General features: G+C 70.7%; 10 protein-coding genes. 3 read left to right on the forward strand and 7 right to left on the reverse strand.

Going from position 1 to position 11251, the window contains the following annotated elements:
• Nucleotides 1-77 precede the first annotated feature (77 nt).
• Both AC0680_RS26595 and AC0680_RS26600 read right to left on the reverse strand, forming a co-directional pair.
• Nucleotides 78-551, reverse strand: a complete 474-nt coding sequence (locus AC0680_RS26595; protein WP_478633271.1) for a hypothetical protein — start codon at nucleotides 549-551, stop codon at nucleotides 78-80.
• Between the two features lie 38 nt (nucleotides 552-589).
• A complete protein-coding gene (locus AC0680_RS26600) occupies nucleotides 590-1150 on the reverse strand; it encodes a hypothetical protein (RefSeq protein ID WP_478633274.1) in 561 nt (186 codons plus the stop codon).
• Nucleotides 1151-1409: 259 nt separating this feature from the next.
• Between AC0680_RS26600 and AC0680_RS26605 the strand changes: the two genes are divergently transcribed.
• Nucleotides 1410-2099, forward strand: a complete 690-nt coding sequence (locus tag AC0680_RS26605) for a TetR/AcrR family transcriptional regulator (protein WP_478633277.1) — start codon at nucleotides 1410-1412, stop codon at nucleotides 2097-2099.
• A gap of 6 nt (nucleotides 2100-2105) precedes the next feature.
• On the opposite strand, the gene AC0680_RS26610 is transcribed toward AC0680_RS26605, so the two are convergent.
• Together AC0680_RS26610 and AC0680_RS26615 are read right to left on the reverse strand one after the other, a co-directional pair.
• Nucleotides 2106-2927 carry a VOC family protein gene (locus AC0680_RS26610; RefSeq protein WP_478633280.1) on the reverse strand — a complete coding sequence of 274 codons (822 nt, stop codon included), beginning with the start codon at nucleotides 2925-2927 and terminating at the stop codon, nucleotides 2106-2108.
• Nucleotides 2928-3028: 101 nt separating this feature from the next.
• A complete protein-coding gene (locus AC0680_RS26615; RefSeq protein WP_478633282.1) occupies nucleotides 3029-3649 on the reverse strand; it encodes an L-threonylcarbamoyladenylate synthase in 621 nt (206 codons plus the stop codon).
• 149 nt (nucleotides 3650-3798) lie between these two features.
• Here AC0680_RS26615 and AC0680_RS26620 point away from each other — a divergent pair, with 149 nt between their 5' ends.
• Complete coding sequence (locus AC0680_RS26620; RefSeq protein WP_478633284.1) at nucleotides 3799-5382, forward strand: glycosyltransferase family 39 protein; 1584 nt, start codon at nucleotides 3799-3801, stop codon at nucleotides 5380-5382.
• A 96-nt stretch (nucleotides 5383-5478) separates the two neighbouring features.
• On the opposite strand, the gene AC0680_RS26625 is transcribed toward AC0680_RS26620, so the two are convergent.
• Genes AC0680_RS26625 through AC0680_RS26635 form a run of 3 tightly spaced genes read right to left on the reverse strand, consistent with a single transcriptional unit; the run spans nucleotide 5479 to nucleotide 9366 of the window.
• Nucleotides 5479-6198 carry a hypothetical protein gene (locus AC0680_RS26625; RefSeq protein ID WP_478633287.1) on the reverse strand — a complete coding sequence of 240 codons (720 nt, stop codon included), beginning with the start codon at nucleotides 6196-6198 and terminating at the stop codon, nucleotides 5479-5481.
• Between the two features lie 16 nt (nucleotides 6199-6214).
• Nucleotides 6215-7342 (reverse strand): NAD(P)/FAD-dependent oxidoreductase, encoded by a 1128-nt coding sequence (locus AC0680_RS26630; protein WP_478633290.1) that lies wholly within the window; start codon nucleotides 7340-7342, stop codon nucleotides 6215-6217.
• A complete protein-coding gene (locus tag AC0680_RS26635; protein ID WP_478633292.1) occupies nucleotides 7339-9366 on the reverse strand; it encodes a LodA/GoxA family CTQ-dependent oxidase in 2028 nt (675 codons plus the stop codon). Before AC0680_RS26635 ends, AC0680_RS26630 begins: the two co-directional genes overlap by 4 nt.
• Nucleotides 9367-9718: 352 nt before the next feature.
• On the opposite strand from AC0680_RS26635, the gene AC0680_RS26640 reads away from it, so the two are divergent.
• Entirely contained in the window at nucleotides 9719-11146 is a 1428-nt protein-coding gene (locus tag AC0680_RS26640) for an FAD-binding oxidoreductase (RefSeq protein WP_478633294.1), read from the forward strand.
• Nucleotides 11147-11251 lie beyond the last annotated feature (105 nt).

An 11251-nucleotide genomic window follows, 5' to 3' on the forward strand; every position in this document is an offset into this window, starting at 1 on the left:
TCGGCGCGTGGTCAAAGGGACGCTCGGTCGCCGTCGCCCCGATCTGGTGGCGGCGGGCGCCTGGCCGGTCGACGAGGCTACTCGGTAAGCAGGCGGTTGAAGAAGGCCCGGTAGTGGCGCAGTGCCATGCGCAGGCCCTCGGTGTCCACTTGATCGCCGCGATTCCACTGTTCTTCCAGCGTCTGCTTGTGGTCGGCGAACGTCGCGGCAAGGCTCTGCATGACCTCTGCGACCAGTGCGTCGGCACCCTGTACGGCGTCGCGCGGGTCGTCCACGAACCTGCTCTGGAGCTCCTGCCAGCGGCTGCGGAACCCGTCGGCGTCCTCGGAGGAGAGGAGCTGCGGAGCCTCTTCGTCGGCAGCGCCTGCGTCCTCTGTGGCGGGTGCCGTCGAGGCTTGCGTGTGCGCGGCGGTGGCCTCGCCGGGGAGGGTGGGTGCGTCGGCGGTTGCTTGCGGTTCCTCGTCCGGAGGCGGCTCGCGCCCGCCGGGCTGGGCCAGATCCTCGGTGGTCAGTCCACCCGTCTCGCGTCCGGTGTTGGGTGCTCGTTGCATTTCTTCGTCCCTTGGGTGTCGTGGTGGGCGGTGTGCGTTCAGGCGGGGGCGTGGCGTGCCTGGCCGCCGTCGGAGAGCAGTTCGTCGAAGAGGGCGCGGTAGTGGACCATGGCGCCCCGCAGCTGCTCGGTGGTCGCCTTGTGCTGGGTACCGAGCGCGTCGACCTCATGGGCGGCGCGGTAGTGCTCCAGTGTGCGGCCGTGCTCGACGGAGAGGTCCCGCAGCTGCTGTTCGAAGTCTTCGGTCGGGTAGCCCCGCTCGTGCATCAGCGACGTCACCAGACGGTCCGCATCGTGCACAGCCGTCTCCGGACGGTCGACGAACTCCTCCTGCACGCTGACCCAGTCGCGGCTGTACCGCTCGCGGCTGCTGCTGGGCAGCGGCTTGATGTCCAGCGAATCGTGGCGCTTCTCGCGTGATCTCAGCTCCCGCTCACCGGCCAGCCGGCTGTCGGCGGACTCGACGGTGCGTTCGTACTCCGGGCCGAAGCGTTCGCGGAGCTGGTTGCGTCGCCGCACGTAAAGCGTGATCGCGACGGCGAGCAGCGCGAGCACCACCACGATGGGAATGATGATCGCCAGAAGGGTGCCTGTTGACATCGGCGAACCTCCCTACATGGGCTCCTTCCCAGCTTAGGACCCGGGTAAGTGGTTGACCGTGCAACTGAACCGCTCGACCGCGAGGCCGGCCTCCCCACCTGCGCGGACGGCGTGCGGTCCGGCCGCATCGGTCGACGGGGCCGGGGGTAGCCGAGGGTCAGTCGTGGTGGTCCTCGCTGCCGGTGTTCTTCGGCTGAGCGGAGGGAGCGGGTGCACCGCAGTAGCGAGTGCACCGCGGTGAGGCGATTAGGGTTGCGGCATGAGCGAAGGGCTGCGGGAACGCAAGAAGCGGCAGACGCGGCAGCGCATCTCCGACGTGGCGATCGGCCTGTTCGTGGAGCGGGGCTTCGACCACGTCACCATCGCCGAGGTCGCGGCGGCGGCGGAGGTCTCGGTCAACACCCTCTACAACTACTACGAGGCCAAGGAAGACCTCGTCCTGCCGCCCGACCAGGCGTCCCCGCAGCGGCTCGCCGACATCGTCCGCGGCCGGCAGCCGGGCGAGTCCGCCGCGCGGGCCGTACTCGACCATCTCCGGGGCGAACTGCGCCGCCGTGATCGCAAGGTGGGCCTGACCGCGGGCTTCGGCCGCGTCTTCACCATGATGCGGGCCGCCCCCACCCTCACCGCCCGCCTGGAGGACCTCGGCCGGCAGATGACCGAGGCGCTCGCCGACGTCCTCGCCGAGGAGACCGCGGCCGCCCCAGGCGACCAGACACCGCGCCTGGTGGCCAGCCAGATCGGCTGGTTCCACGCACTGCTCTACAGCGAGATCGGCCGGCGCATCGAGGCGGGCGAGCAACCCGACGAGATCGCCGGGGCCGCGCTGGAACTCCTCGACCTCGTCGAGGAGTTGCTGGGCGAGCGCGCCCTCGGTTACGCCGTACGCAACGCGGCCACGGACACGGACAGGAACAGGGCCACGCACAGGGACGGGGATACGGGCTGACGCCCGCTACGCCTCGCGCATCTGCGGCATCTCGCCGACCGTCGTACGCATGTCGATCACCGCGAAGGCCGCACCCTGCGGGTCGGTGAGGGCGGCGAAGCGGCCGAACGGGGTGTCCATCGGGCCGAAGTGCAGCCGGCCGCCGAGCTTCCTGGCCTTGCCGACGGCGTCGTCGCAGTTCTCGACGTCGAAGTAGATCTGGACGTAACTGGGCATCTCCTTCGGGAACTCCTCGCCCATCTTCATCCGGCCCAGCACCGGGTTGTCGGTGCCACCGAGGCTGAAGACCTTGAAGTCCATGCCCTGGGCCTCGGGGGCGTCACCGGGCTCCATCTTCCGGGCGGAGTAGGGGAAGACCTTCTTCAGGAAGTCGTCGGCCGCGTCCGGCCGGCGGGTGAAGAGCTCGGCCCAGCAGTACGCGCCGGGTTCGGCCGTCTTCTCGAACCCGTGGTGCTCGCCGGCCTGCCACACGCCGAAGACGGCACCGCTGGGCTCCTTGGCGAGTGCCATCGAGCCGAAGGGGCCGACCTGCATCGGCTCCATGAGGAGGGTGCCGCCGGCGCCCTTGATCTTCTCGGCGGTCCTGTTCACGTCGGAGGAGGCGAAGTACAGACACCAGGCGGAGGGCGAGTCCTCGCTGCCGGGCATCGGCGGGACGACGGCGGCGACGGCCTTGCCGCCGGAGTAGGCCTGGATGTAGTTGCCGTACTCGCTGGAGGCCTCGCCGAACGTCCACCCGAGCACCTGGCCGTAGAAGCTCTTGGCGCCCTCGACGTCCTTGAACATGGCGTCCGCCCAGCAGGGGGCGCCCTCGGGGAAATCGGTCATGGTATGGCTCACTCCTCTCCGACTTCCCACGCTAGGCGCAGGCCGACCCCGCCGCGCGGGGAGCACCGCGGCGCGGGACCGCACCGAGTCCCCGGCCGCGGCTACTCGAACCGCGCGGTGTCGCCCGCGCCTCGGCGGACGATCTCGAATCCGCCGCCGGAGAAGTCGATGACCGTGGTCGGTTCGGTGCCGCAGTCGCCCGAGTCGACCACCGCGTCCACGACGTGGTCGAGCCGCTCCTTGATCTCCCACCCCTGCGTCATCGGCTCGTCCTCGTCGGGCAGGAGCAGGGTGCTGGAGAGCAACGGCTCACCCAGCTCGGCCAGCAGGGCCTGCGCGACGACATGGTCGGGAATCCGGACGCCGACCGTCTTCTTCTTCGGATGCAGCAGCTGGCGCGGGACCTCCCTCGTCGCGGGGAGGATGAAGGTGTAGCTGCCCGGGGTCGCGGCCTTGACGGCGCGGAACACGTCGTTGTCGACGTGCACGAACTGCCCGAGCTGCGCGAAGTTCTGGCATACGAGGGTGAAGTGGTGGCGGTCGTCGAGGTTGCGGATCGAGCGGATCCGGTCGATGCCGTCACGGCTTCCCAGCTGGCATCCCAGCGCGAAGCAGGAGTCCGTCGGGTACACGACGAGAGCGCCCGAGCGGATGCTGTCGGCCACAGTGCTGAGGGTGCGCCGCTGGGGATTCTCCGGGTGCACGTCGAAATACTTCGCCATCCGGCGAGTCTAGGGGGTGTCTCCCCGGTCTTGGTGGATCGTCCTGGGGCGTCTGGTGTGGTGGGTCCCCACGGCCCCGGGTGATCGGGGCGTGCGCAGCTGCGCACACTCAGGGGTGCCATGTATGCATCAAGTATAGAGTGCCCGGCATGTCTCTCGATCTTGGCCACGGAACCGCTGCCGTCCTCGGGGGAGGCGCCGCCCGCGGCCGCGTAGGGGCATCCCGGGCGCGGAGCCTGCTGGTCTGCGCGGTGCCCGCGCTGCTGGCACTCGTGCTGGGGCTGTGGGGACTGCGCCGCCAGGGCGCCATCTGGCGGGACGAGGCCGCCACATGGGAGGTGGCGCGGCGGTCCGTACCCGAGATCTGGCACCTGGTCGGGCAGGTGGATGTCGTCCACTGGCTCTACTACCTGCTGATCCACACCGTGTTCGGGGTCTTCGGGGCGAGCCTGGCGGCGCTGCGGCTGCCCTCGGTGCTGGGCCTGGTCGTCGCCGTGGCGGCCACCGCGGCGACCGGCCGCCGGCTCGCCGGGCCCCTGGCCGGACTCGCGGCCGGGTCGGTGCTGGCCCTGCTGCCGGTGATGCAGCGGTATGCGCAGGAGGGACGCTCCTTCGCGCTGGTCGCGGCGGGGGTGGCGGTGGCGACCCGGCTGCTGGTGGGGGCGGTGTACCCGGCGGGGCCCACGGCCGCCCGCGACGGCCGCCGGTGGTGGGACGCCTGGGGGTGGCGCTGGGGCGCCTACGCGGCGGTCATGCTCGTCACCGCGCTGCTCAACTGGCTCTCGCTGTTCGCCTGGGCGGCCCACGGGGTGACCGTCGTCCTCGCCCGGCGCCGCGGCCGACGCCCGCTGCTGTCACGGTGGTTGACGAGCGCGGCGGTGCTCGTGCCGGGGACGCTGCCGCTGATACTCGCCAGCCGTCCGCAGGCGTCGCAGGTGGCGTGGATACCGCCGGCCTCCGCCGCCAGCCTGCTGGGAGTGACCGCGATGCTGGCGGTCGGCCTGGTGTGCGCCCGAATACCGCGCCGCGCACCGGAGGAGCCGTCGCCGGTCCCGGTGGGGCTGCCGCTGCTCGCCGTGCCGCAGCTGGGGCTGCTGCTGGCCTCGTTGCTCGTCGAGCCGCTCTATGTCGACCGCTATGTGCTCTTCACGTACATCGGGCTGTCGCTGCTGGTCGGTTCCACCGTCGCCTGGGCGGTGCGGGCGGTGCCTGCGTACGGCCGGGCGCGGGGCCGCAACTGGGGCCGGATGCGGGGCGGGACGCTGCTCGCCGGGGTCATGGCGGTCGTGTTCCTGGCGCTGCTGCCGCTGGAGACGGGCCTGCGGACCTGGGCGAGCCGGACGGACGACGTACGCGTGGCCGCCCACAAGGTCGCGGAGCTGGCCCACCCGGGGGACGGCGTGGTGTTCCTGCCCGACCAGCGGCGGGATGCCGCGCTCGTCACGCCCGGTGCGTTCCGCGGGCTCGACGATGTCGCGCTGGCCAGGAGCCCCGTCGCCTCCGGGACGCTGTACGGCGTCGAGGCGGCCCCCGGACACATCCGGGCCGCGATGCTCGCCCACCGGCGCATCGTCGTCGTCAGCGACGCCGACGGCACGGACAAAGGCCCCTCCCCGGTTCCGCCCTCGCCACGCGACCTGGTCAAACGCGCCGTCCTCGACCGGCACTTCACCGCCACCGGCGGCGCCGAGACGGGAGGCCGCCGGGTGACGGTCTACGAGCGGACCCGGTAGCTCCGGGCGACAGGAGTGTCCCTCCGGCTGGCCCGGGCCGCGAACGGTGCCGCGACCCGGGCCAGGGAGAGACTCAATGGTGTGGTGCGGTGCGGATCAGCTGTTGAGGCTGGTGTGGTTCCACCAGCCCTGGCGTCCGACGGTGAAGTCGACCGTCGCGCCGTTCCCGTTGAGCTTGCCCTGGTACTGCTGGCCCTTCTTCAGCGGGCTCTCGACCAGCTTGCCGTGGGCATCCTGGATCGAGTCGATGACCAGGGTCGGGACCTTCTTCAGCGTCGCCGCGTCGATGGCCTTCATGGGGGCGATGGTGACGGCCTCGTCCCAGTTCGGGCGCTCGGCGAGCTGGTGGGCGAGGTGGATCTCGTCGCCCTCGCCGAACACCAGATAGGTGAGGTAGTCGGGGTAGGACAGGTCGCCCAGCTTGCGGAAGGACAGGACGTCTTCCTTCTTGCAGTCCACCGTGGTCTCGGCCGTCGTCATCTGCTGGAAGTCCCGGCTGCCGTCCGGCTTCACCACGACCCGCTCCAGGTGGACCTTGAACTGCTTGCCGTTCTGCAGCTCCGGGAGCTCGAAGTGGTGCGGACAGCGCAGCGAGTAGAAGACCCGCTGGTCCTCGTGCTTCGCCCGGTCGTCGAGGTACATCTTCTTCAGCTCACCGCTGTCCTTGATGGTGAAGCTGAACACCGCCTGGTAGTTGTGGCCGGACTGCGGGTTGTACAGCGCCAGGTGGTAGAAGAAGAGCTTCTCCTTGCCCAGGATCAGGAAGCGGTGGATGTGCTGGTGTTCCGCGTGGTCGGAATCGGGGTGGCTGGTCATGGTGCGTTGTCGCCTTTCATCGGGTGGGGCTCGGTTGGGTGTCGCGCCGGCGCCGGGCCCAGAAGGGCCGTTCGCTCCAGCGGGTCTCTTGGGCGTGCACGGCACGGTGGCCGTGCTGGTAGGCGGTGCGGGCGGTGGTGACCTTCGCCGCGTAGTCGGCCAGCGCCGACCGGTCGCCGCGCAGCCGGGCGTGCACCGCCTCACCTGCGCTCAGCCCGGTGTAGAGGGCGGTGAGGATGCCCTGTGAGCTGAGCGGGTCGAAGGCGACCGCCGCGTCGCCGGCCGCCGTCCAGCCGTCGCCGTGCACCCGGTCCAGATGTGCGCTGTGCGCGGGGGCTCGGCGGGGTGGCGGCAGCGGGCTCAGTCCGTGCGGACGGGCCCGGTGCGCTATGTGCCGGGTCGCCAGCAGCCGGTCGCGGAACCGCTCGGCGCCACCGGCGGCGCCGGGCAGGTCGGGGTCGGTGAAGTAGGCCACCAGACGCCGCCGGGAGGGCAGCAGCGCGGTGTACCACCAGCCGTCCTTGTCGGACTCGACCAGCGAACGGCCGTCGGGCGCGGTCCGCGGGGCCGGGTCGAGGGTGAGGTGGAGGGCGGTCAGCCGGTCGTCGCGGCGCCGCCGGGCGCCGGAGCGGACGGCGATCGCGGCGCCCCGTCCGGTGGCGTCCACCATCCAGCGGCAGCGGACCGTGCGCTCCCCGCCGCCGCCGGAGCGGTCACACAGGGCGAGTCGCCAGGTGCCGTCCGGCTGCCGTGAGGGGCGCCGTACGGCGGTGTGCTCGGCGACGTCGGCGCCCGCCTCGCGGGCCGCGGCGCGCAGCCGCCGGTCGAAGAGCGGGCGGTCGAGGTGCCAGCCGTGGCCGTAGGGGTCGTTGAGGGAGTCCACGGCGTGCAGTTCGGTGGAACCCCAGGCGGACAGGTTGCCGTGGCAGGGCAGATGACCGGTGGCCAGGACCGGCTCGGCGACGCCGAGGTCGGCCAGGATCAGCCGCCCCACGGACACCAGGGCCTCGCCCGTCTTGGGCGGGCCGGTGCCCGAGTCCGCCAGCAGGACCGTGCGCCCGGCCCCTACGAGGGCGAGCGCGGCCGCGCAGCCGGCCGGGCCGCCACCCGCGACCACGACGTCGTAGGCGGGAGGGGGGCTCACTGCTGGGTGCCGTGGAAGGGATCGAGCTTCTCCAGGTATCCGGCGGCGATCGCCGCCTCGTCCTGGCCGGTCGCCGCCATGACCTCCTGGACGGTCTGCTGTACGAGATCGGCCTCGACGTCCTCGGCCGGGATGCTGCCTCGCCAGGTGCCGGCCACGGCGGCCAGTTGGGGTACGCCCGCCTCGGGTACCTGGATGTTGATCAGGTTGGCGTGGTCGGGGACGCCTTCGTATCCCGGCTCCGACTCGACCTGGATGTACTTGGGGAACTTGCCGTCGCCCACGGTGTACTCATGGGGCTCGACGATGCCGAACTTGTACCAGTCCTTGATCATCTGCCGGCGCTGCTCGTTGAAATCGGTGCCGATCAGACCGCGCAGCCACACCGCCCGGTTCTCGAAGGCCTTCTCCCTGGCGGTGTCGTCACCGCCGCTCGGCTTGGTGTTGACGGTGGTGAAGTCCGACATCTTCAGTACGTGGTTGGGCATCTGAGCGGGCCAGAAGGTCGGCAGATAAGGGCTGTAGCGGGGACCCAGGTTGGCGAGTACCTCATAACCGGAGCGGCAGCTGGCCGTGTCGCACTGCCAGGGGGCGGCCATCCAGCGGGTGAGGTCGCCCGGCCCCTGCGCGTGCAGCGGACCGTTCTTCCCCAGCATCTCCTGGAGGTTGAAGTGATCGCCGTAGTCGGGTTCCGGGCTCGTGCGGTGCAGGATGCGGAAGGGCTCGGAGTACATGGTCTTGTGCCGCATCGGCCAGGTGACCTCGCAGCCCGGGTGGAAGGCGTCGGCGGCGCAGTTCTCCAGCGCGGCCCGGTCCAGCAGGCCAGGCCGTTCGGCGACGGGCGCCTGATCGACGTCCGGGTATCCCTTGCGGGGCGGGCCGGTGGTGAAGTGGCCTTCGGCCCACAGTGCCAGCATCGTGTCCTGGGTGGGCGAGAGCGTGATGTGCTGCCGGACGGAGTTGGGCTTGCTGGACATGGCATCGCCGTAGAGCCACGGCCAGGGCAGCGGGGACATCCCGTCCCGGCAGTAGTCGCGCATGTGAATGTAGACCTGGCGGCGCAGCTCGCGACTGGTCGTGCCCGGGTCGGCGAGCCGCCTGCGCATGTCCGGGTGGCGGAAGTCGTGCGGGCCCTTCCAGCCGAACTGGGTGGCGAAGCCGTGGTTGACCCATTGCAGGTCGCAGAAGCGGGTCAGCAGCGGTTCGATGTCGTCCGGATACGACGGCTTCGGCTCCACCGGCAGCGTCTGCTCGGTGACGTACACGTCGTAGAGCACGTCGTAGAGGGTCCGGACGGTCTTCACGCCGGGTGCGTAGTGCGGCGGGGCGACCACGACCCAGGCCGGGGACGCCGTCTTCGTGGCGCCGCCGATGGTGACCTCCGCCGTGACCGGACCGTCGGAGACGTCGTCGTACCAGGTGTCGTTGTTGGCGACGCCGCTGATCGGCTTCTCCGGTTGGACCCAGGAGGCCGAGGTGCCGACGCCGCCGACGACCAGCAGCCGGCCGTCGTCCTGGGTGGAGGCCGAGCCCAGGGAGACCGGCTTCTGCATGATCTTGCCGTCGAAGGTGGCGGTCTCGTGCGCGGAGGCGCGGAGGGTCTTGCGGCCGGGGTCGTTGACGAGGCCCTTGCGCGCCGCGCCCGTGACGTCGGCGTTCCGCCGGCTCCGCTTGTCGGTCGTCAGGCTGGTGGCCTCGGGGATGTCGAGCGGGATGTGGAACTGGTACCAGGCGGCCTTCTTGTTGGCCAGGTGCACCGACCACTTGATCTCGGTCACGTCCGGGTCGTCCAGGGTGAGTTCCCGCACGACCTCCCCCGCCTGGTTGTAGCCGTAGAGCCGGAAGCGGGCGGCCTGCCGGATGATCTTCCCGGATGCGTCCTTGTAGGAGCCGTGCGCCAGCGGCGGCTGGTCCGGTGACTCGGGGCCGATGAAGTGCGGTTGGGGGCTGTTGCCGACGCGGGCGATGCCGATGGCCGGGTGGATCTTCACCTGGACTATCTGCTGGTCCGTCGAGTTGTCCATCTAGGGGCCTTTCCTTGGGCGGACACGCATATCTCCCCGAAGGCCTCAAACGTAGGATCGCCTCACTCCGGGCTGCGAGGCGGAGGCGTCACAATGGGTGCACGAATTCACCCCTTCGAGTCGGCGTGTCTCGAAAACCGCTCCCAGAAGTCCTACGGAGTGTGATGACGGCGGCGCGGCAGCGGACTTCGCCCCTGGCGCGCCCGACGCATGACGGGGCACTCCCTCCTCGACTGGAGGGGGTGATCACACCGTGTTAGCGTGAACGTATCCGCATCGAACGGACGTGCGGATAGCTGCGCTCGCCCGTTCTCCCCCGCTTTCCTCGAACCACCAGAGGGAGATGGTGACCATGGCGCGGAACCACCTGTTCCATGCGCCCCGGGCCGGCACCAAGGCCCGGAAAGCCGAGGAGACCACCACCTGGACCGCGGCACGAACGGCTGCCCTCCAGGCCAACGTGGACTGGGCAGGCCTCCGCCAACGGATGCGCGGATCGTTACTGCGGCCCGGAGATCTCGGGTTCGAGGACGCCAGGAAGCTCTTCAACCCGCTCAACGACGACCACGTACCCGCAGCGGTGGCGCAGTGCGAGTCGGTGTCCGACGTCCGCGAGGCGGTGCTGGCGGCCGCCCACCGGGTTCCGCTGGCCGCCCGCAGCGGCGGGCACTCCTACGTCGGCTACTCGGCGCCGCACGGCGGGCTCACCCTCGACCTGCGCCGTATGTCGGCCGTGAACGTCCGGGAGGACGGCACCGCGACCGTCGGTGCCGGCGCCACGTTGCGGGAGGTCTACAGCGCCCTCGGCCAGGCGGACCGCTGCATACCCGCGGGCTCCTGCTTCACCGTCGGCATCGCCGGGGTGACCCTGGGCGGCGGAATCGGCGTACTGCAAAGGAAGTTCGGCCTCACCTGCGACCACCTCGTGGGCGCCGAGATCGTCACTGCCGACGGCCGGTCCCTGACCGTCTCGGCCTCCCGGGCACCGGACCTGTTCTGGGCGCTGCGCGGGGGCGGCGGAGGCAACTTCGGGGTCGTCACCCAGTTCACCTTCCAGACCGATCCGGCTCCGGCGCTGACGATCTTCCGGCTCGCCTTCCGCGAGGGCACGGTGCCGGCGGTGCTGACCGCATGGCAACCGTGGATCAAGGAAGCGCCCCGTGAGCTGTGGGCGAACTGCAACATCTCGGGCGGGACCAAACCGAGCTGCTCGGTCGCCGGCTGCTTCGTCGGCCCGAGCACCGCCTGCCATCCGCTGCTGGACGACCTGATCGCACGCTGCGGCGTCGTACCGACCAAACGAATCGAGGACCGCGACTACTTCAAGGCCATGCGCTTCTTCTCGGGCAAGCCCGACCGGGAGTCCTTCGTCGCCTCCTCACGGGTCCTCGGCTCGCCCGCCGCCGATCCGGGCGCCGTGGTCGGCCTGCTCACCGGCCGTGCGGGCATGAGTCTGATCCTCGACCCGCTCGGTGGTGCGGTGGCCGACGTGCGACCCCAGCAGACCGCCTTCCCGCACCGCGACGCCTTCGCCACGGCACAGATCTACGCGGCCGCGACGGCGGCGTCCGAAGCCGAAGTGACGCGTAGCGTCGGCGAGGTCGTGACCAAACTCGCCTCCCTGGGCATGGGAGGCGGTTATGTGAACTACATCGACCCGGCGCTGCCCGACTGGCCGACGGCCTACTACGGACCGAACCTGGACCGTCTGCGCTCCGTCGCCCGCGACTACGACCCGGACGAGGTGTTCGGCTTCCCCCAGGGTCTGACCCGGGCCTGAGCGCACGTACCGCGGGGGGGGGGGGGGGGGGGGGGGGGGGGGGGGGGGGGGGGAGTCACCACGGGGTGTTCCTCTTTTTTTTGCGCGGCAGGGGTCGTTTTTTGT

Source organism: Streptomyces sp. NPDC043738, from assembly GCF_056436545.1.